Here is a 22,775-nt window from a genome sequence, read left to right on the forward strand (position 1 = left end):
ACACCCGTGTCCCGCTGCTCCTCGACGCGCTCGCCACCCGTGAGGGCGTCGCCCTCGACGCGTACTGGATCCCGACCGAGGACGCCGAAGTCCCCGGCGCGGTCGGGGAGTTCGACGCCGTGTGGGTGCTGCCCGGCAGCCCGTACCGCAGTGAGGCCGGGGCGCTCGCCGCGATCCGTACGGCGCGCGAGGACGGCATCCCGTTCCTCGGCACGTGCGGCGGCTTCCAGCACACGCTCCTGGAGTACGCGCGCAGCGTGTGCGGACTGACCGGGGTCGCGCACGCCGAGAACGACCCCGGCGCCGACGACTTCCTCATCGCCCCGCTGGCCTGCTCCCTGGTCGGCCACGAGGGCACGGTGACGGTGACCGGCGGCTCGCTGGCCGAGTCGGTGCTCGGCGCGGACCGCACGGTCGAGCGCTACCACTGCCAGTACGGTCCGGCCGCGCACCTGGAGACGCTGCGCGCGCACGGCCTGCGGTTCACCGGGACCGACGAGGACGGACAGGTCCGCATCGCCGAACTGCCCACCGCACAGCACCCGTTCTTCCTGGCCACCCTCTTCCAGCCGGAGCTGTACGGCGACGGCAGCCGCCCGCACCCCGTCGTGCAGGCGCTCGCCCGCGCGGCGGTGGCGCACGCGGCGGCCGCCTCCGTGTCCGGCTGAGCGCTACCCGGTGTGGCCTCCGTGCCCGCCGCCGTGCCCGGCCCCGTGGTCGAACCTCAGGGCCTCCTTCGGCAGGACGACGAAGGGCCGCATCATGCCCATGTCCTCGTGCTCCAGCAGGTGGCAGTGGTACATGAACCGCCCGTACGCCCCGTCGAACCTGCCCATGACGCGCAGCATCTGACCGGGCAGGGCACGGAACACGTCCTTGTACCCCCGCTCGTTCGGCGGCAGCGGGACCGTGGTGCCCGGGTCGTGGGTCACCGGCTCGGTCGTGCCGCCGACCGTCACGTCGAAACCGGAGACGTCGTACGCGTCGCGGCCGAGGATCTGGAAGTCGGCGAGGTGGATGTGCATGGGATGCACGACCGGCGGGTTCACCGCGAGGTTCAGGAAGCTCCACTGCTCGTGGCTGCCCTCGGCGACGCTGAAGCCCAGGCCGTCGTTGAAGGTCCGGGAGATCCGCCGGTAGGTCTTCGTCCTGCCCTTGTCGTCGACGAGCTGGACGACTCCGTCGGAGGGGATCACCACGTCGGCGGGGTCCTCGACCTCCACCATCTCCCAGATCTCCGGGTGTCCGCCGCCGCCCTTGGTCGCGGGCGGGGTGAGCACGACCAGCCGGTGCCCGTGCTCGATGTCGTGCGTCAGCCGGCGGAAGGAACCGGAGAGCACCTCGGGCAGGACGAACGGGTCCGGCTCGGCGCACTCGCCCACCCGGAACTCCATGACGTGCGGGTAGCGCACGTTGCCCGGCACGTCCGGGACGCCCGCCGGCTGGTTCGGCCCCTTGTTCACGAGGCGGACCCGGCGGCCCGCCAGGGCCCCGAAGTCGACGAGCAGGTCCATGCGCTCGGCCGGGGCGACGGTCAGCGTCGGCAGCGCGCCGTCGAAGTCGACCGGCACGGGGCGCGGCAGGAGCCCGCCGTCGCTGCCGATCTGCTTCAGGACGCCGGGCACCGGAGCGTCGTCCTCGTCGACGAGGACGAGGTCGTAGATGCGCGCGTTCGACGCGTTCACCAGGCGGAAGCGGTACCACCCGGCCGCCACCTCCGCGTACGGCCAGATCCTGCCGTTGACCGTGGTGTACGGGCCGGAGAACGGCAGGGACACGGGCTTGCCGGTCTCCGGGTTCTTCGGGTCGATCACCACGGTCTTGTGCAGCAGCCGCCCGTTCAGCGCGCCGTCCTCGTCCGTGTCCAGGTTCCGGTCGGCGAGGAGCAGCGGGATCTCCCGCTCGCCGCGCGGCAGTCCGAGCGCGTCCTCCTCGTCGTCACGGACGAGGTACGTGCCGTACAGGCCCGTCTGCACGTTCCACCGCGTGATGTTCATCGCGTGGTCGTGGTACCACCACTGGACCGCCTGGTGGTCGTTCGGATACTCGGCGAGCTGGGCGTCGCCGTACCCCACCGCGTTGTCCGCCCAGCCGTCGTTGCCGCCGCCCGTCTGCGCGCCGTGCAGGTGTGTCACGGTCCAGGCGGGCAGGGCGGCCACGTCGGCGCTCGGCGGGACGTCGTGGCGGCCCGGCTCGGTGCTGGGGTTCGGTGTCGTGACCGGCACCTCGACCGCCGTCACCGGATACTCGCTGCCCTTCGGGATGCGGTTCGTCCAGGCGATGCGGACGCGCTGTCCGCGCCGCACCTCGATCGTCGGACCCGGCACCGACCCCTCGTACCCCCACATGAGGGTCGGCGGCAGCTGCGGGTGCAGCCGCTGCCAGGTGGGCCGCAGGGCGATCTCGGTCTCCTTGCGCACGTCGTCGGAGTCCGGCCGCAGGACGGGCGGGACGGTCAACGGCGCGGCGTACGGCTCCAGTTCCCCCGCGGCCGCCCGTCGCCCTGCCTGCTCCCCTTGCTCTGCCTGCTCCGCGATGCGCTCGATCATCTCGGTCAAAGTAAGAACACCCCCGTGTGTTCTCGTGGAGTCCCCCGTCGGTACGGCCGGTCAGTGGCCGTCTCACCTCACAAGACGGCCGTAACACCATCGAAGTTCCCTGAAGCACCCATTCCGGACGCGGAGGTTCGGAAACCGGGGCCCGACGGAAGGCGGTCGGGGACGAATCCGTGCGCGCGGCGCGCGAGGTGGTCCTCCCGGTAACGGGCCACCTTCCGGTGCCAGTTGAGGATCCCCGCCATCCAGTTGCGCAGCTCGTCGACGTACCCCTCCATGACCGCGCGCGCCTCGCCGGTCATCCTGAAGTCCTCGTACAGGACCGGGAGTTCGTGGGAGACGACGTGCTCGAACTGCCGCATGCGCTGCGTCAGCAGGTCGGCCACGATCCGCAGCGCCCGCGGGTGGTCGATGCCGAAGAAGTTCTGCACGACGAGGATCGCGTTGTGGATCTCGCCGTCGTACTCGATCTCCTTCTGGTACGAGAACACGTCGTTGACCAGCATTCCGTAGTCGACGGCGGCGTTCTCCAGGGAGCGGACGGGGCCGCTGCGGTAGACGGCCGGCGGCACGGCGGGGCCGTGGCCGAGGCGGCACAGGCTCATGGTCAGGTCGGCGCCGAAGGTGGCACGGCGCATCTCCAGGTAGTCGACGGGGTCGGGGATGCGGTTCTGCAACTGGTTGGCCACCTCCCACACCCAGGCCTCCGTCATGACCTCGACGGAGGCCTTCAGGACGCGCCGCTGCCGGGGCGACATGTCGCCGGCCGTGCGCAGCCAGAGGTCGGCGAGGCCGCGCTCCATCGCGTTGGCCGGGGCCGGGACCGGCTCCCCCTCGACGGGCATGCAGTCCGACAGGCGGCGGGTGCACCGCTGCGCGGCGGCCAGGTCGCGGCGGTGGCCGAAGACCAGCGGATAGTAGTCGTCGGCGTACGTCCCCCAGGCGAGCCACTGCGCGTTGAGGTCCAGGGCCTCGGGGGTGGCGTCGGGGTCGATGCCCGCCGCGCAGAGCGCCAGGTCGGCGGCGGCGAGCCGGTCCTCGTCCCAGACGCCCTCCGCCAGGATGCCCGTCCGCTGCGCCCACGGCACCAGCCGCTCGCGCGCGCCGTCGAGCCCCGGGTTCAGCCGCAGGTCGAAGGGCATGGGGAGGTCGGGCAGCGGGGACGGGCCGACCTTCTGGTACGGCACGTGCGTGTACGCCCGCAGCCGCTCGGCGCCGAGCGCGTCGAACAGCGTGCGCACAGCGGTGGAGCCGGTGCCGATGCCGGTCGGCCCGCCCGGCGGTGACGCGTCCCGTACGGCGCCCTCGTTCATGTAGCGGCTGGACCGCAGGTGCCACTCGTGCCCGCCGGACTGCCAGTCCTGCAGCCCCCGCGCGTACGCGGCGACGGCGGCGAACTGGTCCGGTGCGAGCCCCTTCTCCACGGCGAGCGCGGGCACTTCGGTGAACGCGGTGTGCTCGAACTGGTGCAGCCGTGAGGTGAGCACGTCGTTGACGGCGTCCGCCGCCTCCTGCGTCGTGCAGTCGAAGAACGTCTCAAGGACCAGAACGCCGTTGGACAGTTCGCCCTCGTCGCGGACCTCTCTCTCGTACGAGAACAGGTCGTTGCGCAGGTGCACGGCGTCGGCGAACGTCTCCATCAGGACGCGGAGCGGCCGTGACCCGGCGACCGGCGCGGGGACCTCGGCGGTCGCGTACTCGACGAGCCCGGCCGACCAGGGGGCGCCGCCGACCTTGCGGCGCATCTCGATGTACTCGACGGGGTTGGCGATCCGGCCCTCGTTGATGTTCGACAGTTCCCACATCGACTCGTTGAGCAGGTGCTCGGTCGACTCGGCGAAGCGGCGGCGCCAGTCCGCCGACATGGCGGGCACGGTGCGCCGCCACAGGTCGGCGAGGCCCGCCTCGACGGGGTTGCGCGGCTCCGGCAGCTCCGTGTCCGGGTCGTCGAGGTCCATCGGCATGAAGAGGGGCAGCCGGTCGAGGTGCGCCTTGCCGCCCTCGCGGTCGTTGGTGCGCTTGTACATGTCGAGGAAGTGGTCGTCGAAGAAGAAGACCCACACGTACCAGTCGGTGATCAGCGACAGCGCGGGCCCGTCGCAGTCGGGGTGCGTGTACGCGCAGAGCAGACCGTAGTCGTGTGCGTCGAGGTCGCTCCGCTCCCAGATGCCGCTGCCCTCCAGCATCCCCATCTCGCGCGCCCACACCGCGGAGTGCGCGCGCGCCTCGTCGAGGTGCGGGTTGAGGCGCGCCCGGTACGGCATGTAGAAGCGCGGCAGCTGGAAGGGCTGGCTGGACTGCTGTGTCATGAGCGCCGCCCTACCCCCGGGCGTCAACACCCATCCACGGGGCGGGACATGATCGCACCATCGCGTGAACGGGGACTGTTCCCCGGACAATCGGGGAAGACCCTGCCGTAGGTGTGCGCCGGGTAGGTCCTACGCGGCCCAGTGCGCGGGGCGGCGCAGGCCCGGCGGGATCCGGGTGGTGGCGTCGCCGCGGGCCGCGTTCAGCTGGGCCTGGGTGAGGAAGATCGCGCCGGTCAGGTCGGCCCCGGCGAGCTGTGCGTCGCGCAGGTCGGCGCCGATCAGGTCGGCGGAGCGCAGGTCGGCGCCGGTGAGGTCGGCGGCGACCAGGAGCGCGCCGCGCAGGGTGGCGCCGCGCAGCTCGGCCTTGCGCAGCCGGGCGCCGACGAGGTCGGCGCCGCGGTGGTTCCTCTTGCGGCCGGGGACCGCCGCCCGTTCCAGCTCGCTCGCCTTCAGCAGCAGCGTGTTCACGTCGCCGCGGATGGCGGGCACATCGGCGGCGGCCACCTCCTCGGCGCTCGCGCGGGTGAGCCGCTCGATGTCGTCGAGGGCGCGGCGGGCGTCGCGGTGCACGGACCTGGCCCGGTCGAGGTCGAGGACCTCGGTCAAGTACCAGAGCAGTTCGTGCAGATGGCGCATGACCGGGAACACCTCGTACATGGCCCGTGCGCTCTCGGGCCGCTCGCGCCAGCTGACGCCCTCGAAGGTGACCTGGGAGACCTTCTGTCCCGCGCCGAAGCAGTCGAAGACGGTGCAGCCCCGGTAGCCGTCGTCGCGCAGGGTGGCGTGGATGCCGCAGCGGAAGTCGTCCCGGAGGTTCTGGCAGGGGGTGCCGGCGTTCTTGTTGCGCGCGAAGTCCTGGGACTTGGCGAACGGCAGCGCCACGCAGCACAGGCCGAAGCAGCTGCCGCAGTCGGCGCGCAGATCGGGGCGGCGGACGGCATCGGAAGCGCCACCGGAAGCGTCGGCGTGGGAGGTGGTCCGGGAGGCGTCGCGGGAGGTCACGCCCCCCATTGTCGCCGATCGCCGCCGCGCGCCCTCTTGTGGCCCGCGCGGGCCCGCGCCACCGTGGACGACGTCCGGCACCCGCCCCCACACCCCAGGAGTCGACGTGGCCTCCTCCTTCGTCCTGCCGCACGAACTGCACGGTGACGGTCCGCACAAGGTGATCGCGGTGCACGGCTGGTTCGCCGACCGCTCCGCCTACGCGCCGGTCGTCCCCGATCTGGACCGCACGTCCTTCCAGTACGCGCTGGTCGATCTGCGGGGCTACGGAGAGGCCAAGGACACCCCGGGCGCGTACACGACGGCCGAGGGCGCGGCGGACGTGCTGGACCTCGCCGACCGGCTCGGCTGGGACCGCTTCTCGCTGGTCGGGCACTCGATGGGCGGCAGCGTGGCGCAGCGCGTCGTGGCGACGGCCCGGCACCGGGTCCGCCGTCTCGCGGGCGTCTCCCCCGTCCCGGCGTCCGGTCTGCAACTGCCGCCGGAGCAGTGGCAGTTGTTCTCCACCGCGGACACCAAGCCCGAGCACCGCCGGGCGATCCTCGACGTCACCACGGGCGGGGTCCGGCCGGCCGCGTGGCTGGACCGCATGGTGGCGCGCTCGCTGGCCCGCAGCGACGTCAAGGCGTTCCGGGCCTGGCTCGACTCGTGGACCGGTGACGACTTCCACCGCGACCTGGAGGGCTGTACGACGCCGGCGCTGACGGTCACCGGACAGCTCGACCCGGCCCTGTCGGCGGCCCTGATGCGCGACACGTGGCTGCGCTGGTTCTCCCGCGGCGAACTCGTCGACCTGCCCGTGTGCGGCCACTACGCGATGGACGAGGCGCCGCTCGCGCTGGTCCGGGTGGTGGAGGACTTCCTGCGGGCGGACGGCGCGTGACCCCGGCGGTGCCGGACGTCTTCGACCCGCGCCGGTACGCCCAGGGGGTCCCGCACGACCGGTACCGCACGCTGCGCGACCACCACCCGGTGGCGTGGCAGGCGGAGCCGGCGGTCCTCGGCTGGCCGGAGGGCCCCGGCTTCTGGGCGGTGACCCGGCACGCGGACGTGGTCCGGGTGCTCAGGGACGCGACGACGTACTCGTCGTGCGTCGGCGCCACCCAGATCCGCGACCCCGATCCGGCGGACCTCCCGTTCATCCGCGGCATGATGCTCAACCAGGACCCGCCCGCCCACGGCAGGCTGCGCCGCCTGGTGAGCCGGGCGTTCACGCCGCGCCGGGTGGCGGCGTTCGAGCGGTCGGCCCGCGAGCGGGCGGCATCCTTGCTGGCCAAGGCGGTCGCGGCGGAGGGGAAGGATCCGGTCGACCTGGTCGGGACGGTCACCGACGACTACGCCCTGCTCAATCTCGCCGACCTGCTCGGCGTCCCGGAGCAGGACCGGGGTCTGCTCCTGCACTGGACCCGCCGCGTCATCGGCTACCAGGACCCGGACGAGGGCGCCGGGCCCCCGTCGGCGGCCGGTCCGCCGGTGAACCCGCGCTCGCCGTCCGCGCTCGCCGACATGTTCGCCTACGCCGACGAGCTGACGGACCGCAAGCGCGCCCACCCCGGCGACGACGTCATGACGACGCTCGCCCTCGATCCGGACCTCACCCCGCCCGAGCGGCAGATGTTCTTCTTCCTGCTGACGATCGCGGGCAACGACACGGTCCGCAGCGCGGCCCCCGGCGGTCTGGCGCTGCTCGCCGAGGATCCGGCCGCCTACCGGCTGCTCCGCTCGGGGGCGGTCGATCCGGCGTCGGCGGCCGACGAGCTCCTGCGCCGCCATCCGCCGGTCCTCACGTTCCGCCGCACGGCCGTCCGGGAGACGACGCTCGCGGGGGTGCGGATCGGCCGGGGCGACAAGGTGGTCGTGTTCCACGCCGCCGCCAACCACGACGAGCGCGTCTTCCCCGACCCGTTCCGCCTGGACCTCACCCGCTCCCCCAACCCGCACGTCTCCTTCGGCGACGGCCCGCACGTCTGCCTGGGCGCGCACTTCGCCCGGCTCCAACTGCGGGTGCTGTACGAGGAGTTGACCAAGGCCCTGCCGGCCCTGGAACTCGCCGCGCCGCCGCGGCGGCTGGTGTCCAACTTCATCAACGGGATCAAGGAGCTGTCCGTGGCCCGGAACTGACGGGGCGTCGGTCAGCCGGCCCGCACCTGGATCAGCGCGTGCGTGCCGCCGGTCCGCCAGCGCTGTCCGTGCGCGGCGACGAGGGCCGCCTCGGTGTCCGCGTCGAGGCCGACGACCACGTCGGACTTCAGGGTGCGCAACGCCGCGACGGGGCCGGGGAAGTGGGCGGTGCGCTCGGCGAACGACGTGGTGGGGGCCCACCGCCGGTCGCCGACGAGGCGCCGGTAGTTCAGGTCGCCCTTGAGGACGGTCACGGTGGCCCGCGCGAAGTCCCGGCGCAGGTCGTCGGGCAGGTCCGCGTACGGCAGCGGCGCGCACGAGAAGGGGTGCGCCCGCACGGTGAGCCGCCCGTCCGTCATCGCCGCCCACAGCCGCTCCCCCACCTCGGCGGCGGCCCCTTCGGCGGCGCGCAGGTGCCGCAGGCAGTCGACGACGTCGGCGGTGATCGCGTCGGAGACGAAGTACGGATACGGCTTGACGTGCAGCACGACCTGCCCGGCGCGGGCGTGCCGCAGCAGGTGGTCGATCAGCAGCAGATCGGGGACGAGTTCCCGTCCGGCGTTGTCCGCGACGAGGTACACGGTGGCCCGGCCGCCCTCGGGCAGCAGGGACCACAGGGCCTGCGCGTCGTCGGCGACGAGCGGCCGGTCCTGCTCGTCGCCGCTCCCGGCCGTGATCCGGAACCCGAGGTCCGCGCGGTTCCCCCACAGGGACCCGTGCAGCAGCGCCCGGTCCTGGACGGCCCTGGGCTCCTTCGCGAGCCGGTCGACGGCCCGCAGCTCCTCCGCCGCCTCGGCCGTCCGCAGTTCGGCCTGCTTGAACGGACGGAACGGGTCGACGCCCTGCCAGGGGCCCGGCGCGAAGTAGCCGACGGCTTCCAGGAGCCGCCGGTAGAAGTAGCTCTCCGCCCACAGGAACGGCGCCTCGAACCACGACCGCCCGAACTGCTCGCGCCCCCACCGCCGCCACTGCTCGTGGTCGTGCGCGCCGGGGCCGAGCGGCTCGATGACGCCCCGCTCGCCCGACGCGAGGAGCGCGTCGAGCGCGGCGTGCTGCTCGGGCCCGTACGGGAAGGCGTCCCGGACCTGCCGGATCAGCGCCGGATGCCGCTCGGCGAGCACGCTCCGGGGGAAGGACCCCGGAGCGTCGGAGGTGATGACGGGGGCTTCGGGCCCCGGGCGGTCGCGGCTCTCCATCACTTCTCGCCCGGCGCCAGCCTGAGCGAGATCGAGTTGATGCAGTACCGCTGGTCGGTGGGCGTCTGGTAGCCCTCGCCCTCGAAGACGTGCCCCAGGTGCGAGCCGCACCGTGCGCACCGCACCTCGGTGCGCACCATCCCGTGCGAGCGGTCCTCGATCAGTTCGACGGCGTCCGAGTCCTTCGGGTCGTAGAAGCTCGGCCAGCCGCAGTGCGACTCGAACTTCTCGGTCGACGTGAAGAGCTCCGCGCCGCAGGCGCGACAGGAGTAGACGCCCTCGGTCTTGGTGTCCGTGTACTCACCGACGAAGGCGGGTTCGGTGCCGGCCTGGCGCAGTACCGCGTACTCCGCCGGGCTGAGCTCCGCGCGCCATTGCTCGTCCGGCTTCTCGACGTCGTACGACATGTCCCTCAGCCCTCCAGTTGTTCCAGGATCCGCGGGCCGAGCTCCGTCACGTCGCCCGCGCCCATGGTGAGAACGAGATCACCGGGCTTGGCCATTCCCACCACGGCCGCGACCGCCGCGTCCCGGTCGGGGGCGGCCTGCACGTCGGCGCCGGCCGCGCGGGCGGCGTCGATGATCAGGGCGCTGGTGATGCCGGGGATCGGGTCCTCGCGCGCCGGGTAGATGTCGAGGACGACGGAGGCGTCCGCGAGGGCGAGGGCGTCGCCCATCTCCTTGCCCAGTTCCTGGGTGCGGGAGAAGAGGTGGGGCTGGAAGAGGACCAGGATGCGGGCGTCGCCCGCGGCCGAGCGCATGGCCTCCAGGTCGGCCGTCATCTCGGTGGGGTGGTGGGCGTAGGAGTCGATGACCTGCACGCCGTTCACCTCGCCCTTGAGCTGGAGGCGGCGCTTGACGCCGGTGTAGGACTTCAGGGCCCCGGCCAGGTTCCGGGAGGGGATGCCGAGGGCGACGCCCGCGGCGAGGGCCGCGACCGCGTTGTGCGCGTAGTGGCGGCCGGGGACGGAGACCATGAAGGTGAGCAGCTTGCCGTCGAGCAGGACGGTGACCTCGCTGGCCAGACCGCGCGGCGTGATCTTGTGGATGCGGATGTCCGCGGACTCGGACTCGCCGTACGTGACGACCTTGAGGGACGTCGTGTCGCGGATGCGCCGGGTCAGCTCGGCCGCGCCCTCCTGGTCGGCGGCGATGACCAGGGTGCCGCCGGGGACGATCTTCGTCGTGAACGTCTCGAAGGAGTCGTAGATCTCGTCCATCGACGCGTAGTTCGCGTGGTGGTCGAGCTCGACGTTGAGGATGATCGCGACTTCGGGCCGGTACTTGTGGAAGCTGCGGTCCGACTCGTCCGCCTCGGCGACGAAGACGTCGCCCTCGCCGTGCAGCGCGTTCGAGCCGGGGGCGTCCAGGTCGCCGCCGATCGCGTAGGAGGGGTTCAGGCCCAGCGAGGACAGGGACACGGCCAGCATCGACGTCGTGGTCGTCTTGCCGTGGGTGCCCGCCACCGCGATGGGGCGCAGGCCGTCCATCAGGCCCGCGAGGGCGTCGGAGCGGTGCACGACCGGGATGCCGAGCTCCTTGGCGCGCAGCAGCTCCGGGTTGTCCTCGCGGATCGCGGAGGAGACGACGACGCAGGTGGCATCGGGGGACACGTGCGCGGCGTCGTGGCCGATGTGCACGGTGGCGCCGAGCGTGCGCAGGGCCTCGGCCGTGGCGGACTCGCGGGCGTCGCTGCCCGCGACCCGGGCGCCGCGCTGGGCGAGGATCTTTGCGATGCCCGACATCCCGGCGCCGCCGATGCCGATGAAGTGCGGTCGGTCCATGTCGGCCATGGACTGGGGCAGGCCGGGTGCCATGCGCGTGTCTCCCCTGAGGTGCTTCGGATGTCCTGAGCCGCGGCCGGGACGGCCACGGACGGGGCCAGCCTATTGCCTCGGCCCCGTCCGCCTCGCACCCTCCGCGCTGCGGGGGCTACGCCTTGCTGTACGAGAACAGCTTCAGGACCGGTACCCCGACCTTGTGCCGGGCCCGGGAGGCCCAGTCCCGGTGGAAGAACTCCTCGACGTAGTGCGGGTCGGTCAGGACGATCACCTCGTCCGCCCGCACCTCGTCGACCAGTGCCTTGAGGGCGTCGAGCGGGTGGTCCTCGACGAACCGGCCCTCGGCCGCGCAGCCCGCCTGGTGGAGTGCGGCCAGGGAGACGCTCAGCGCCTGCTCCCCGGGGGCCTTGGCCTCGTCGCCCTCGGGGACCTCGTCCTCCCGCGCCGCCTCGTCCAGCTCGCCCAGCGCGACGTCGTCGATGGCCCGCAGCAGGCGGTCCGCCTGGTCGCCGCGGGGCTGGATCAGCACATGGAAGGAGACTTGCTCATCGCCGTGCAAGGTGGTGACGAACTCCACGTCGGCGGACGTCAGGGCCTTCTCGATCATCAATACGCTCGTGAACACGACGGGCGCCCTTCTTCTCCTGCCGTGGGCCGTCCTACGACGGGCCCTGGGGACCTGCGGAAACCATCCTGCCCCGTGGCCGCACGGGGTCTGCGACTTTTAGTGTGCCCAGCGGAAGCTAAACGGAACGACTCATTCCGCTGAGTGTCGGCTCCGACGGTATCGGGTGAAGAGAAAACCGTCCTCCTCCAGAAGAGATGCCAGCTCGAAACGTTCCGGCACGGCGAGCGTCGACCCTCCGGCGATGCGCTGCGCGTCCCCCGCGGTGAGCATCGGCGACACCGTCAGACACAGTTCGTCGAGTACCCGCGCGGCCACGAACTGACCGAGCATCCGCGGCCCGCCCTCGGTGAGCTGTCGTCGCAGGCCACGGTCGGCGAGGGCGCGCACCGCACGGTCCGGGTCGACCGTCGCGCCCTCGCCCGCGATCAGCACCTCGGCGCCCGCCGCGCGGGCGGCCGCGAGCCGGTCGGGCGGGGCGCCCGCGCCGGTGATCAGATACGTCGGCACCAGCGGTTGGGTAAAAAGCGGAAGGCCGAAGTCGAGGTCGAGGCTCGCACTGATGACCGCGATGGCGGGCGCCGGCCCCTGGCCCGCGGCGGCCCGGCGCGCGGTGAACGCCTCCCGGGCCCGGGCCGGCCGGTACCCCTCCAGACGGACCGTCTCCGCGCCGACCACGACGACGTCGGCGAGGCCGCGCAGGGTGCCGAAGATCCGCATGTCGGTGGGGCAGGAGATGGGCTGGGAGCGGCCGTCGTGCTGGGCCGCGCCGTCCAGCGTGGAGACCATGTTGGCGCGCAGCCACGCGGCGTGCTCCGCCTCGGGCGGGTAGGCGTAGGCGTCGGCGAGTTCGTCGAGGGTCCACTCACGGCCCACCGGACCCTCGCGCACCTCCTGCCCCTCGTACCCCTTGTCAGCTGCTGTTTCGTACGTCACAGGGAACAGGCGTCGCATGACGTGCAGTGTGGCACGGCAACTAAGCTGGGGAACCGTGTCGTCCTCCACCGAAGCCACCGACTCCCGGGAGTCCAGCCAGATGGGCATCAGCCCCATACCCGACGCGGCGCCGCTGTCCCTGTGCGCCCGTGAGCCGCACGTGCCCGCGGAGCGCCTGGTCGCCGAGATGGTGCCGCCGCCGCGGTTCAGCTCCGCCCGCTTCGACACGTACATCCCGGACCCGAACCAGCCGAGCCAGACGCAGGCCGTGCAGGTCCTGAGCTCCTTCGCCGCCGGTCTCGGCGGGGCGCACGCCACGGGGGCCGGCAAGCGCAAGTGGTTCGCGAAGAAGCCCGCCGCCCCGACCGGGCCGCGTGGCGTCTACCTCGACGGCGGCTACGGCGTCGGCAAGACCCACCTCCTGGCCTCGCTCTGGCACGCGACTCCGGCCGAGCCCGCGTACAAGGCGTTCGGCACGTTCGTGGAGCTGACCAATCTGGTCGGCGCGCTGGGCTTCCAGCAGACGGTCAAGACCCTCGGCGGCCACCGGCTGCTCTGCATCGACGAGTTCGAGCTCGACGACCCGGGCGACACCGTCCTGGTGTCGACGCTGCTCGGCAAGCTGGTCGACGCGGGCGTCGCGCTCGCCGCGACCTCGAACACGCTGCCGGGCAAGCTCGGTGAGGGCCGGTTCGCGGCCGCCGACTTCCTGCGCGAGATCCAGGGCCTGTCCGCGCACTTCCGCCCGCTGCGCATCGACGGCGAGGACTACCGGCACCGCGGCCTGCCCGAGGCCCCGGCGCCGTTCACCGACGAGCAGGTCACCAAGGCGGCGTACGCCACCGAGGGTGCCTCCCTGGACGACTTCCCGCACCTGTTGGAGCACCTCGCGCGGGTGCACCCCAGCCGGTACGGCGCCCTGACGGACCACCTCTCGGCGGTCTGCCTGACGGACGTGAGCGCGATCCCCGACCAGTCGACGGCCCTGCGCCTCGTCGTCCTGGCGGACCGGCTCTACGACCGGGAGATCCCGGTCCTCGCGGCCGGCGAGCCGTTCGACAAGCTGTTCAGCGAGGAGATGCTGAACGGCGGCTACCGCAAGAAGTACTTCCGGGCGATCTCCCGGCTCACGGCGCTGGCGCGGGACGCGAAGGGGCTGGTGCGGGAGTAGCGCGTCCACCTTCCGCGGCGGCGCATCGCCGCCCGGCTCGCGCCGTACCCCACCGCGAGGGCGAACACCGTCAGCGCCCCGGCCAGGACGATGTGGGCCGGCCAGTCCACGGGCCTGCCCTTCGACGCGTCCCCGGCCCAGAACATCACCGTGAGCAGCGCCCACATGACGCCGAGGCGGGTGGCGATCCGCCGCCCCGACGTCGCCTTGACCGGGAGGTCCGGGTCGACGTGCCGCATGTTCTCGTGGGCCATGCGCTCCCACCGCAGGGCCAGTGCGAGCAGCAGCCCGGGCACCACCCACGCGAGGGCCATCGCCGGGGCGTCGGCCCCGCCCGGCGCCCCGCTCGATGTTCCCCAGCGCCCGCACCATCACGCCGTCCACCATCCGCACCGCTCGCAGCAGCGCCCCGGTGCCCCCACCACTCGTCATGCGCGCGACAGTAAGTCAATGACACGAGTAACCAGTCCCCAACTGCGATTGCTACGCGCGTGGTTCCCGTGGCGAAAGACGCGTGATAGACACAGCCGGGTCACAGTCCTGTCCGCCAACAGGAAGTTGCTCTCATGTCACGCACCACCGATGCACGGCAGTCCGCAACACGACGTCAGGTCCTCGCCCGCACCGGCGCGCTGGGGGTGGGGATCACCTTCGCCGGGGCCCTCTCCGAGCTGTTCGCCGGGTCGGCCGCGGCACAGGGGAAGAGCGGCTACGGGCCGCTGGTCCCCGACCCGGCCGGGCTGCTCGATCTCCCGAAGGGCTTCCGCTACAAGGTGCTCTCCCGCGAGGGCGAACCCCTCCGGTCCAACGAGGGCAAGGTGCCCAGCAACCACGACGGCATGGCCGCGTTCGCGGGCAGACACGGCCGCGTGCACCTCGTGCGAAACCACGAGAACCGGGTCACCGGCAAGATCGGGGTGCCGACCGTCGAGGGCCTCACGTACGACCCGATGGGCAAGGGCGGCTGTACCGCGCTGACCCTCGACCGGAACAACGAGGTGCTGTCCGAGCGCGTCGCCATCGCCGGCACGGCGGTCAACTGCGCGGGCGGGCCCACCCCTTGGGGCACCTGGCTCACCTGCGAGGAGACCGAGGACCGGGCCGGCACGAACGGCTACACCAAGGACCACGGCTTCATCTTCGAGGTGGACCCGGTCGACCCGCACCGCTCGGGAGCCGTGCCGCTCACCGCGATGGGCCGCTTCCAGCACGAGGCGATCGCCGTCGATCCGCGGCGGGGCGTCGTGTACGAGACGGAGGACGCCTTCGAGAAGCCCTTCGGGCTGTTCTACCGCTTCCTGCCGAAGAAGCCGGAGGGCGGGCTCGGTTCGCTGCGCGCGGGCGGCCGGCTGCAGGCCATGCGGGTGCCGGGGGTGCCCGACCTGTCGGCGGTCCAGGAGACCGGCGCCACGTTCGGCGGCGTCGAGTGGGTCGACGTACCGGACCCGCTGGCCGCCCAGACCCCCATCCGCAACCAGGACTTCGGCCCCGAGGGCATCACGCACGCCCAGAAGCTGGAGGGCTGCTATTGGGGCGGGTCGTGCGTCTACTTCGTGTCGTCGTACGCCCGCAGCCGGGAGGGGTCGGCGGCGGACCACTTCGGCCAGATCTGGCGCTACGACCCGGCGTCGCGCCGGCTGACGCTGGTCGTGGTCTTCGGCCCGGACACCGACGTCCAGCTGCCCGGCGAGGAGCCCGACAACATCTGTCTCGCGCCGAGCGGCGGCCTCATGGTGTGCGAGGACGGCGCGGGCGCGCAGCACGTCTTCGGCGTGACCAGGAAGGGAGAGGTCTACGCGATGGCGCGCGGCCGGCAGAACATCGGGACGGCGGACGATCCCGAATGGGGCGAGTTCGCGGGTGTCACCTTCTCCCCCGACGGCGACACCATGTACGTGAACTGCTACACGCCCGGCACGACGTTCGCCGTCACGGGGCCCTGGCACAAGTAGCGGCGGCGTCCGGACCGACGCAGGATCGTAGGACCTGACCGGAAGGGGTGCGCGGTGGCGAAGGGCAAGAAGAAGCAGGGTTCCGACGGCAAGACCGTCAAGGGCGGCAAGGCCGGCAAGAACGGCAAGGCGTCCGCCCCGCCCGCTCTGCGCGAGCTGCTGCGCATCCCCGAAGGCGAGCGCGTGGACCTGTCCGCGTACGACGCGGCCGCCACACCGGGCGGACCGCGGGACAAGGCGGCGGGCGTCGCCGCCACCGCCCGGCTGGGCGAGCACCTCGCCCACCTCCAGGAACGCCTGTGGGCCGCGGGCTCGGCCGGTGACCGGCGCCGGATCCTGCTCATCCTCCAGGGCATGGACACCAGCGGCAAGGGCGGCACCGTCAAGCACGTCATCGGCCTGTTCAACCCGTCGGGCTGCCGCATCAAGGCGTTCAAGGCGCCCACGCCCGAGGAGCTGAAGCACCCGTTCCTGTGGCGCGTCATGCACGCGCTGCCGGAGCCGGGCGAGATCGGCATCTTCGACCGCTCCCAGTACGAGGACGTCCTCATCGCCCGCGTGCGGGAGCTGGTCACGCGCAGCCAGCTGGGCCGCCGGTACGGCCAGATCAACCGCTTCGAGAAGTCCCTCGCCGACGACGGCGTGACGATCGTCAAGTGCTTCCTGCACATCTCGTACGAGCAGCAGAAGCGGCGCCTGCTCGAGCGCCTCGACAATCCGGACAAGTACTGGAAGTTCCACCCGGGGGACATCGAGGACCGCACCCTGTGGCCCGCCTACCAGGAGGCGTACGAGATCGCCCTGGAGCGCTGCTCGACGGACGCGGCGCCCTGGTACGTGATCCCGGCGGACCGCAAGTGGTACCGCAACTGGGCCGTCAGCAAGCTGCTCACGGAGCACCTGGAGGCCATCGACCCGCAGTACCCGAAGGCGGAGTTCGACGTCGCGGAGTGCCGGCGGCGGCTGCTGGCGATGGACTGACCGCGGGGCGCGGCGGCCGGTTCAGCGCTGCTGGTCGTCGTCCGACGCGAGCCAGGCCCGGCACAGCCACCACGCGTTCATCGCCCCGAAGGGGTCCGCCGGGTCGATGCCGGTGAGGGCGGCGAAGCGCTGGACGCGGTTGCGGACCGTGTTCGGGTGGACGAAGAGGCGCTCGGCGGCCACCGAGACGTCGCGGCCCGACTCCAGCCAGGCGCGGACGGCCGCCGCGACCGCCTCCGCGTGGGCGCCGAGCTCGGTCCGTGCCGGGCGGTGGCGGTCCGTGAGCATCGCGGTGAGGTCGGCCCGGTCGGCGACCGCCGCGAGGACGGCGACGTCCGCGACGTGCACGACGCCGGTGCGGCCCGTCGACTCCGCCGCGGTCAGCGCGGACAGCGCCAGCCGCCGCACGGTACCGAGCTCCTCCGGTTCCGCCGGCCCCGCGAGGCCGGCGGGCCCCGCGGAGCCGCCGCCGGGCCGGCGGGCCGCCCGCACGCCGGGTGCCCGGGTGAAGACGCCGACGAGCAGGCCGTCCAGGTGGGCGATGAGCACCGGCCCCTGATCGCGCAGCGACTGTTCGAGGGCGCTGTCGTCGGGGCGGGCGACGAGGACCCACAGGCCGCCGCCGGCCGGCAGGCCCGCCTCGGCCGCGGCCAGTGTCGCCGCCGAACCGCCTTCGAGGAGCCGCCGCAGCACCACCAGATCGCGGTCGCCCGTCTGCCGACCGGTGTCGGCGGCCCGGTGCGCGGTGATCAGCCGGGACCGCACGGCCTGCGCCCAGTCGTCGTACAACTCCCGCGCGTCCAGCAGCACCTGGGCCTCGATGCCGGAGGAGGCCGCGGCGTCCCTCGCGCGGGACCAGATCGCCCGCTCGGCGACGTGGATCGCGCCGAGGACCGCCTCGATGGGCACGCCCTGGCGGGCCCGGGTGGAGCCCAGCTCCTCGACGAACGACAGCTCCGCCTCCGTCGGGCCGCGCCGCGCGGCCAGCGCCCGGGTGGCCGCCGCGAGCAGCGCGCGGGTGTGCCCGGCGATGTCCGCCGTGGGCAGCACCGCCACCTCCCGCACGGTGCTGCGCACCCCGGTCACCACGGAGGGCAGCAGGTCGTCCTCGCCGACGACCCGCTCGATGAGGTCGACCATGCCGGGCCAGCTGTCCTGTCGTGCCATGACCGGGATCCTCCCTCCTGTTGTGGCCGGGCACAACGGAGGGCCCGAATCGCGTGCCGGGATCCATGTCCATCAGGGAAAACGGCTCCTACGGTTGGCGGCAGCCACAGCCTGACCGCCCGCCCCGAGGAGCCGCTCCATGCCCGCACCCTGTCGTGTCGCCGTGATCGGCGCGGGAGCGGCCGGTCTCGCCACGGTGAAGGCGCTCCTGGACGTGGGCGCGGAGCCGGTGGCGTACGAGCAGGGGGACCGGCCCGGTGGCCTGTGGGTGCGCGACAACAGCAGCGGGCTGTCCCCCGCGTACGCCTCGCTGCACCTGAACACCAGCAAGGGCCGCACCCAGTTCGCCGACTTCCCGATGCCCGCCGACTGGCCCGACTATCCGTCGGCCGATCTGGTCGCCGGGTACCTCGCCGACTACTGCGCGGCGTTCGGGCTCGCCGCGCACATCCGGTTCGGGACGACGGTGACGTCGGTGGAGCGATCCGCAGACGGGGCCGGGGCCGGGGCCGGCTGGACGGTGACGAGCGACGCGGGGGACGGGGGCACGGCCACCGAGCGGTTCGACGCCGTCGTGGTCGCCAACGGGCACAACTGGGACCCGCGGTGGCCCGACCCGGCCTACCCGGGCACCTTCCACGGCACCCAGATGCACGCCCACGACCACCGCACCGCCGAGGCGTTCCGCGACCGGCACGTGCTGGTCGTCGGGATGGGCAACTCCGCGATGGACATCGCCGTCGACGCCTCCCACGTGGCCCGCGGCCCGGTCCTGCTGTCCGCCCGGCACGGGGTGCACATCGTGCCCAAGTACCTGTTCGGGCGGCCGTCCGACGCGACCGGCGGCGCGCTGGCCGTGCTGCCGTGGCGACTGCGGCAGCGGGTCGCCGAGACGATGCTCCGGCTCGCCGTCGGCACCCCGCAGCGCTACGGGCTGCCCGCGCCGGCCGGCGGCCTGTTCCAGAACCACCCCACGATCAGCGACACGATCCTGCACCGCCTCACCCACGGCGAGGTCACCGCGCGCCCCGGCGTCGAGCGGCTCGACGGCGACCACGTCGTGTTCACGGACGGGCGGCGCGAGCGCGTCGACGTCATCGTGTGGGCGACCGGCTACCGCGTCTCCATCCCCTTCCTGTCCGAGCGCTGGCTGGGCGCCGACCCCGAGCGGCTGCGGCTGTACAAGCGGGTGTTCCACCTGGACGACCCGAGCCTGTGCTTCGTCGGTCTGATGCAGTCGACCGGCGCCGCGCTCCCCGTGGTCGAGGCCCAGGCCAAGCTGGCCGCCGCCCACTTCGGCGGCGGTTACGCCCTGCCGTCCCCCGACGACCAGCGGCGCGCCGCGGCCCACGCCCTGCGCGCCGCCGTCGAGCGCTGGGGCGAACGCCGTCCCGCCATGCGCATCGACTTCGACCAGTACGTGGCCGACGTGCCGCGCGAGCTCGCCGCGGGCGCCGCCCGGCTGAAGCGCGGCGCCCGCCCGTTCACCGCCGCCCCCGCCACCTCGGCCACCACCGCCGCCACCGCTGACGCCGCACTCGCAGACCAGGACCGGAGCGCCCCATGAGCACCTCACCGACCCCGCGCGGCCTGCGCGACGCCCATGGCCTGCGGGTCCTCGTCACCGGCGCCTCCGGCACCTTCGGCCGCGCGATCTGCGCCCGGCTCGCGGGGATGGGCGCCCAGGTCGTGGGCCTCGATCTGGCGCCGGGCGCGGACGACCCCGTCGAGGTGCTGGCCTGCGACCTCACCGACGACGCCGACGTGCCGGTCGCGGTGGCCGCCGCCCTGGAGAAGCTCGGCGGGCTCGACCTGCTGATCAACAACGCCGGGACCGGCGGCCCCGCCCCGGCCGAACTCCCGCCGGGCGACGAGGTCCGCCGCCAGCTCGACCTGAACCTGCTCGGCACCTGGCGGACGACCGCCGCCTGCGTCGACGCCCTCGTCGCCGCCCGCGGCCGGGTCGTCATGGTCTCCTCGCGGATGGCCGCGATGCAGCTGCCGCTGGCCGCCGCCTACGGCGCGTCCAAGCGGGCGCTCGTCGCGTACGCCGACGCCCTGCGCCTGGAGATCGGCACCCACGTCGGCGTCACCTGCGTCTACCCGTCGGCCGTCCGCAGCCCCATCCACGACTCGACCGCCGCGGCCGGGCTCTCCCTGGAGGGCATGAGCAGTTACGAACCCCTCGACGGCGTCGTCGACACGGTGCTGCGCGCCGGGCTCGGCCGCCGCGTGCGCCGTGACCTGCCGACGACGCGGCGCGGCTCCGTCGAGTTCTTCCTGGCCCGGCACCTGCCCCGGCTGACCGACCGCATCGTCGCCCGCACGCTCGCGTCCCGCGTCCACGCGAACGCGTTCGAGGGCGCCGAGCTCGCGGCGGGCGTGGTCCGCCGGCACCGGTCCGCGCCGTGAGCACGGCGGTGGCGGACACCCGGGCCAGGACCGGTGACCTCAGCCTGTACGCCGCCGGGTCGGTCGGCATGGGCCTGTGGGTGACGGTCCCTGGACTCCTGCTGCTCTACTTCCTGACGCAGACGCTCGGCGTGCCCGCGTTCCTGGCCGGCACCACGCTGCTGCTGCCGAAGCTCGTCGACATCGTCGTCCACCCGTTCCTCGGCTCGCGCTCCGACCGGCAGGCCCGCCGCACCGGCCACCGCCGCGCCATGCTGCGCTGGGGGCTGCTCCTCGCGGTGGCCTGGACCGCGATGTTCACCGTGCCGTCCGGGTTCACCGGCACGGACGCCGCGCTGTGGGTCGGCGCCTGCTACATCGCCGGGAACCTGCTGTTCGCCTGCTTCCAGGTGCCGTACCTGACGACGCCGTCCGATCTGCGCATCGGCTACCACGAACGCACCCGCGTCTTCATGTTCCGGATGGCGTTCCTGACGCTGGGCCTGCTGGCGGCGGGCGTCACCGCGCCGCTCCTCGTGTCGTCCGGCGAGCGCTCCGCCTATGCGCGGATGGCGCTGCTGCTCGCCGGGGGCCTCGTCGTGTCCGGGCTGCTCGCGGTCGCCGGAGTCCGCCGGCTCACCGGCCACTGCGGGTTCCGCACCCCGCGCGAGCGCCGGCACACGGTGCGCGACGACGTCCGGGCGGCCTGGCGGGACCGCGACTTCCGCGCCCTGCTGCTCTCGTACCTCTTCACCGGCACCACCACCCACCTCTTCCTCGCCGCGCTGCCGTTCTACACGCAGTACGTGCTCGGCGACCGGTCCCTGACGGCGGTGCTCATGGGCGCCTTCCTGGTCCCGGCGACCGTCGTGGGGCCGTTGTGGCTGCGGGTCTCCCGGCGCACCGGCAAACAGCGCGGACTCCTGGTCGCGCAGGGCCTGTTCCTCGCCGGCTCCGTCGCGCTGCTGCCGGGCCGGACCCTCGGCACGGCGGCGACGGTCGCGGTGGTCGTCGTCATGGGCGCTGCCTTCGCGGGGCTGCAGCTCTTCGCGTTCTCGATGCTGCCCGACGTGGTCGCGGCGGCCGAGGCGCGGGGCACCGCCGACGCGGGCGCCTACACCGGCGTGTGGACGGCGACCGAGGCGACGGGCACCGCCGTCGGCCCCTACGCGTACGCGGCGGTGCTCGCCGTGGCGGGCTTCGTCTCCACGACGGACGGGGACACGGTCGCCCAGACCGACGCGGCCCTGCGGGCCCTCCTGTGGGGCTTCACCGCCCTGCCCGCCGTCCTCATGGGCGTCGCCGTGCTGTTCCAGCGGCGCTACGCCCTGGACGGGGAAGCGGCCCGCTGACGGATCGGGACCCGGCCTCGCGCAGGGGGCACCGGCCCGACCGTGCGGGTGCGGACATGTCCGCCGTTCGCCGTGGGAAGGGTGGCCTCATGAATCAACCTTCCGCACAGTCATGGGAGTTCACGGACGACCGGGGGCACGCGGCCGCCGCGTTGGAGGCGCCGACCCGGGTCGTCGCGTACATACAGGCCGGTGCGAGCCTGTGGGACCTGGGGATACGACCGGTCGGCATCTTCGGCTCGTACCACGACGGGGAGCGCCCCGACCGCGCCAAGTCCGGGGCGCTGCCCCTGGCCGACGTCGCCTATCTGGGCGCGGGCGCCGGGCTCGGCCCGGACGACGTGCTCGCCGTCGGCCCCGACCTCGTGGTCGCCCTCACCTACGGCGGCGGCCAGGTGTACGGGATCGAGCCCGACACGGCGAAGCACCTGGAGGAGCACGTCCCGGTCGTCGTGATCGACGTGGGACAGGGGCGGAGACTGGCCGCCGTGCGGGAACGGTTCGCCGAGCTGGGGCGCTCGCTCGGGGCCGCCGAGCCGGCCGCGGCACTGGCCCGGCTGACCCGCGCCGAGCGGGAGCTGACGGACACGGCCGGCGGCACGGGCGGGGTGCGGGTGCTCGCCCTGTCGCCCGGCGGCGCCGACGGCGTGCACCTCGCGCGGCCCGGCCGGTGGCCCGACCTGAGCGCCCTCACCGGGCTCGGTGTGCGCACGGTGGAACCGCCCGAGGGGCCCGGCGCCAACTGGCACACCGGGACGTGGGGCGATGCCGCCGAACTCGCCCCGGACGTGGTGCTCCTGGACTCCCGGGCGAACGCGGCGGCCCGGGAGCAGTACGCCGGCGACGCGCAGTGGCGGGCCGTCGCCGAGCGGGCCGCGGTGCTGCCGTGGAACCCGGAGCTGCCGGCCAGCGCGGCGGCGCACGCGACGTTCTTCACGACGGTGGCGGAGGTGTTACGGGGGCGGGGCTAGGTTCGTCAGCCCGAGGGTTCGTCCGGAACCGGCTGGTCCGGGCGGACACCGCCGGAGCGGGGCGCGCCCCGGCGGCCCGTACCCGATTCGTCGGTCTCGGGCACGGTCTCGTCCGGCTCGTCGGCGCGCGGCTTCCGCGCCCGGTTCCGGTCCGGGTCGGAGTCGGATTCGGTACCGGATTCGGTGCCGGGTTCCGTGGCGGGGTTCTCGTCCACCGGGACGTCCAGCGGGTCGCCGTCGTGGGCGCCCGCCTGCTGGTCCGGCAG

Annotated in this window: 20 protein-coding genes and 1 pseudogene; 10 read left to right on the forward strand and 11 right to left on the reverse strand. The window is 73.3% G+C overall.

The window, feature by feature from the left end; translation table 11 throughout:
• Window positions 1-668, forward strand: a 668-nt coding sequence (locus tag M4J07_RS36015) for a CTP synthase C-terminal region-related (seleno)protein (protein ID WP_255979159.1), incomplete at its 5' end; no start/stop codon positions are given.
• Between the two features lie 3 nt (window positions 669-671).
• Here the strand turns inward: M4J07_RS36015 and phsA are convergent.
• The 3 genes from phsA to M4J07_RS36030 all read right to left on the reverse strand — a co-directional run bounded on the left by phsA (window position 672) and on the right by M4J07_RS36030 (window position 5,875).
• Window positions 672-2,549, reverse strand: coding sequence for an O-aminophenol oxidase PhsA (phsA, locus tag M4J07_RS36020; RefSeq protein WP_255979161.1), 1,878 nt, complete (start codon window positions 2,547-2,549; stop codon window positions 672-674).
• 77 nt (window positions 2,550-2,626) lie between these two features.
• Window positions 2,627-4,864 carry a germacradienol/geosmin synthase Cyc2 gene (cyc2, locus tag M4J07_RS36025; RefSeq protein WP_255979163.1) on the reverse strand — a complete coding sequence of 746 codons (2,238 nt, stop codon included), beginning with the start codon at window positions 4,862-4,864 and terminating at the stop codon, window positions 2,627-2,629.
• Between the two features lie 129 nt (window positions 4,865-4,993).
• Window positions 4,994-5,875, reverse strand: coding sequence for a pentapeptide repeat-containing protein (locus M4J07_RS36030; protein ID WP_374215148.1), 882 nt, complete (start codon window positions 5,873-5,875; stop codon window positions 4,994-4,996).
• A gap of 97 nt (window positions 5,876-5,972) precedes the next feature.
• Here M4J07_RS36030 and M4J07_RS36035 point away from each other — a divergent pair, with 97 nt between their 5' ends.
• Both M4J07_RS36035 and M4J07_RS36040 read left to right on the forward strand, forming a co-directional pair.
• On the forward strand, window positions 5,973-6,749 hold the full coding sequence (locus M4J07_RS36035) for an alpha/beta fold hydrolase (RefSeq protein WP_255979165.1): 777 nt from the start codon (window positions 5,973-5,975) through the stop codon (window positions 6,747-6,749).
• Window positions 6,746-7,987 (forward strand): cytochrome P450, encoded by a 1,242-nt coding sequence (locus M4J07_RS36040; protein ID WP_255979167.1) that lies wholly within the window; start codon window positions 6,746-6,748, stop codon window positions 7,985-7,987. The genes M4J07_RS36035 and M4J07_RS36040 overlap by 4 nt, the downstream gene beginning before the upstream one ends.
• Window positions 7,988-7,998: 11 nt before the next feature.
• Here M4J07_RS36040 and M4J07_RS36045 read toward each other — a convergent pair whose 3' ends face one another.
• The 5 genes from M4J07_RS36045 to M4J07_RS36065 all read right to left on the reverse strand — a co-directional run bounded on the left by M4J07_RS36045 (window position 7,999) and on the right by M4J07_RS36065 (window position 12,542).
• Window positions 7,999-9,183: a damage-control phosphatase ARMT1 family protein gene (locus M4J07_RS36045; RefSeq protein WP_255979169.1), complete on the reverse strand. Its 1,185-nt coding sequence runs from the start codon at window positions 9,181-9,183 to the stop codon at window positions 7,999-8,001.
• The gene (gene msrB, locus M4J07_RS36050; protein ID WP_255979171.1) at window positions 9,183-9,590 is read right to left on the reverse strand and encodes a peptide-methionine (R)-S-oxide reductase MsrB; all 408 of its coding nucleotides are present in this window, start codon (window positions 9,588-9,590) and stop codon (window positions 9,183-9,185) included. The genes M4J07_RS36045 and msrB overlap by 1 nt, the downstream gene beginning before the upstream one ends.
• A gap of 5 nt (window positions 9,591-9,595) precedes the next feature.
• On the reverse strand, window positions 9,596-10,999 hold the full coding sequence (gene murC / locus M4J07_RS36055) for a UDP-N-acetylmuramate--L-alanine ligase (protein ID WP_255979173.1): 1,404 nt from the start codon (window positions 10,997-10,999) through the stop codon (window positions 9,596-9,598).
• A gap of 115 nt (window positions 11,000-11,114) precedes the next feature.
• Window positions 11,115-11,570, reverse strand: coding sequence for an indole-3-glycerol phosphate synthase (locus tag M4J07_RS36060; RefSeq protein ID WP_255979193.1), 456 nt, complete (start codon window positions 11,568-11,570; stop codon window positions 11,115-11,117).
• Between the two features lie 150 nt (window positions 11,571-11,720).
• Entirely contained in the window at window positions 11,721-12,542 is an 822-nt protein-coding gene (locus M4J07_RS36065) for a pyrimidine reductase family protein (RefSeq protein ID WP_255979175.1), read from the reverse strand.
• An 82-nt stretch (window positions 12,543-12,624) separates the two neighbouring features.
• Here M4J07_RS36065 and zapE point away from each other — a divergent pair, with 82 nt between their 5' ends.
• Window positions 12,625-13,695, forward strand: a complete 1,071-nt coding sequence (zapE, locus tag M4J07_RS36070; protein ID WP_255979195.1) for a cell division protein ZapE — start codon at window positions 12,625-12,627, stop codon at window positions 13,693-13,695.
• Here the strand turns inward: zapE and M4J07_RS36075 are convergent.
• Window positions 13,617-14,009, reverse strand: a complete 393-nt coding sequence (locus M4J07_RS36075; RefSeq protein ID WP_255979177.1) for a hypothetical protein — start codon at window positions 14,007-14,009, stop codon at window positions 13,617-13,619. The two genes, zapE and M4J07_RS36075, sit on opposite strands and share 79 nt — an antisense overlap.
• 252 nt (window positions 14,010-14,261) lie before the next feature.
• On the opposite strand from M4J07_RS36075, the gene M4J07_RS36080 reads away from it, so the two are divergent.
• Together M4J07_RS36080 and M4J07_RS36085 are read left to right on the forward strand one after the other, a co-directional pair.
• Window positions 14,262-15,647, forward strand: coding sequence for a PhoX family protein (locus M4J07_RS36080; protein ID WP_255979179.1), 1,386 nt, complete (start codon window positions 14,262-14,264; stop codon window positions 15,645-15,647).
• A gap of 54 nt (window positions 15,648-15,701) precedes the next feature.
• Window positions 15,702-16,628, forward strand: coding sequence for a PPK2 family polyphosphate kinase (locus tag M4J07_RS36085; RefSeq protein ID WP_374215149.1), 927 nt, complete (start codon window positions 15,702-15,704; stop codon window positions 16,626-16,628).
• A 21-nt stretch (window positions 16,629-16,649) separates the two neighbouring features.
• On the opposite strand, the gene M4J07_RS36090 is transcribed toward M4J07_RS36085, so the two are convergent.
• Window positions 16,650-17,795, reverse strand: a complete 1,146-nt coding sequence (locus M4J07_RS36090; protein WP_255979181.1) for a helix-turn-helix domain-containing protein — start codon at window positions 17,793-17,795, stop codon at window positions 16,650-16,652.
• Between the two features lie 139 nt (window positions 17,796-17,934).
• Here M4J07_RS36090 and M4J07_RS36095 point away from each other — a divergent pair, with 139 nt between their 5' ends.
• From M4J07_RS36095 to M4J07_RS36110, 4 genes and pseudogenes are all read left to right on the forward strand, one after another.
• The gene (locus M4J07_RS36095; protein ID WP_255979183.1) at window positions 17,935-19,362 is read left to right on the forward strand and encodes a flavin-containing monooxygenase; all 1,428 of its coding nucleotides are present in this window, start codon (window positions 17,935-17,937) and stop codon (window positions 19,360-19,362) included.
• The gene (locus M4J07_RS36100) at window positions 19,359-20,207 is read left to right on the forward strand and encodes an SDR family NAD(P)-dependent oxidoreductase (RefSeq protein WP_255979185.1); all 849 of its coding nucleotides are present in this window, start codon (window positions 19,359-19,361) and stop codon (window positions 20,205-20,207) included. Before M4J07_RS36095 ends, M4J07_RS36100 begins: the two co-directional genes overlap by 4 nt.
• A pseudogene (locus M4J07_RS36105) lies at window positions 20,201-21,538 on the forward strand (MFS transporter); the annotation flags it as partial. The gene M4J07_RS36100 and the pseudogene M4J07_RS36105, both read left to right, overlap by 7 nt.
• An 89-nt stretch (window positions 21,539-21,627) precedes the next feature.
• Window positions 21,628-22,509, forward strand: a complete 882-nt coding sequence (locus M4J07_RS36110) for an ABC transporter substrate-binding protein (RefSeq protein ID WP_255979187.1) — start codon at window positions 21,628-21,630, stop codon at window positions 22,507-22,509.
• A gap of 5 nt (window positions 22,510-22,514) precedes the next feature.
• On the opposite strand, the gene M4J07_RS36115 is transcribed toward M4J07_RS36110, so the two are convergent.
• Window positions 22,515-22,775 (reverse strand): hypothetical protein (locus M4J07_RS36115; RefSeq protein ID WP_255979189.1); only part of this gene is annotated, 261 nt, incomplete at its 5' end.

Source organism: Streptomyces longispororuber, assembly GCF_024448165.1.
Taxonomy (GTDB): domain Bacteria; phylum Actinomycetota; class Actinomycetes; order Streptomycetales; family Streptomycetaceae; genus Streptomyces; species Streptomyces longispororuber_A.

Excerpts from the sequence above, each read along its gene's own strand:
- phsA (WP_255979161.1), bottom strand. The coding sequence starts at position 2,549 with ATGATCGAGCGCATCGCGGAGCAGGCAGAGCAAGGGGAGCAGGCAGGG.
- cyc2 (WP_255979163.1), bottom strand. The coding sequence starts at position 4,864 with ATGACACAGCAGTCCAGCCAGCCCTTCCAGCTGCCGCGCTTCTACATG.
- M4J07_RS36030 (WP_374215148.1), bottom strand. The coding sequence starts at position 5,875 with ATGGGGGGCGTGACCTCCCGCGACGCCTCCCGGACCACCTCCCACGCC.
- M4J07_RS36045 (WP_255979169.1), bottom strand. The coding sequence starts at position 9,183 with ATGGAGAGCCGCGACCGCCCGGGGCCCGAAGCCCCCGTCATCACCTCC.
- msrB (WP_255979171.1), bottom strand. The coding sequence starts at position 9,590 with ATGTCGTACGACGTCGAGAAGCCGGACGAGCAATGGCGCGCGGAGCTC.
- murC (WP_255979173.1), bottom strand. The coding sequence starts at position 10,999 with ATGGCACCCGGCCTGCCCCAGTCCATGGCCGACATGGACCGACCGCAC.
- M4J07_RS36060 (WP_255979193.1), bottom strand. The coding sequence starts at position 11,570 with ATGATCGAGAAGGCCCTGACGTCCGCCGACGTGGAGTTCGTCACCACC.
- M4J07_RS36065 (WP_255979175.1), bottom strand. The coding sequence starts at position 12,542 with ATGCGACGCCTGTTCCCTGTGACGTACGAAACAGCAGCTGACAAGGGG.
- zapE (WP_255979195.1), top strand. The coding sequence starts at position 12,625 with ATGGGCATCAGCCCCATACCCGACGCGGCGCCGCTGTCCCTGTGCGCC.
- M4J07_RS36075 (WP_255979177.1), bottom strand. The coding sequence starts at position 14,009 with ATGGCCCTCGCGTGGGTGGTGCCCGGGCTGCTGCTCGCACTGGCCCTG.
- M4J07_RS36080 (WP_255979179.1), top strand. The coding sequence starts at position 14,262 with ATGTCACGCACCACCGATGCACGGCAGTCCGCAACACGACGTCAGGTC.
- M4J07_RS36090 (WP_255979181.1), bottom strand. The coding sequence starts at position 17,795 with ATGGCACGACAGGACAGCTGGCCCGGCATGGTCGACCTCATCGAGCGG.
- M4J07_RS36095 (WP_255979183.1), top strand. The coding sequence starts at position 17,935 with ATGCCCGCACCCTGTCGTGTCGCCGTGATCGGCGCGGGAGCGGCCGGT.
- M4J07_RS36100 (WP_255979185.1), top strand. The coding sequence starts at position 19,359 with ATGAGCACCTCACCGACCCCGCGCGGCCTGCGCGACGCCCATGGCCTG.
- M4J07_RS36110 (WP_255979187.1), top strand. The coding sequence starts at position 21,628 with ATGAATCAACCTTCCGCACAGTCATGGGAGTTCACGGACGACCGGGGG.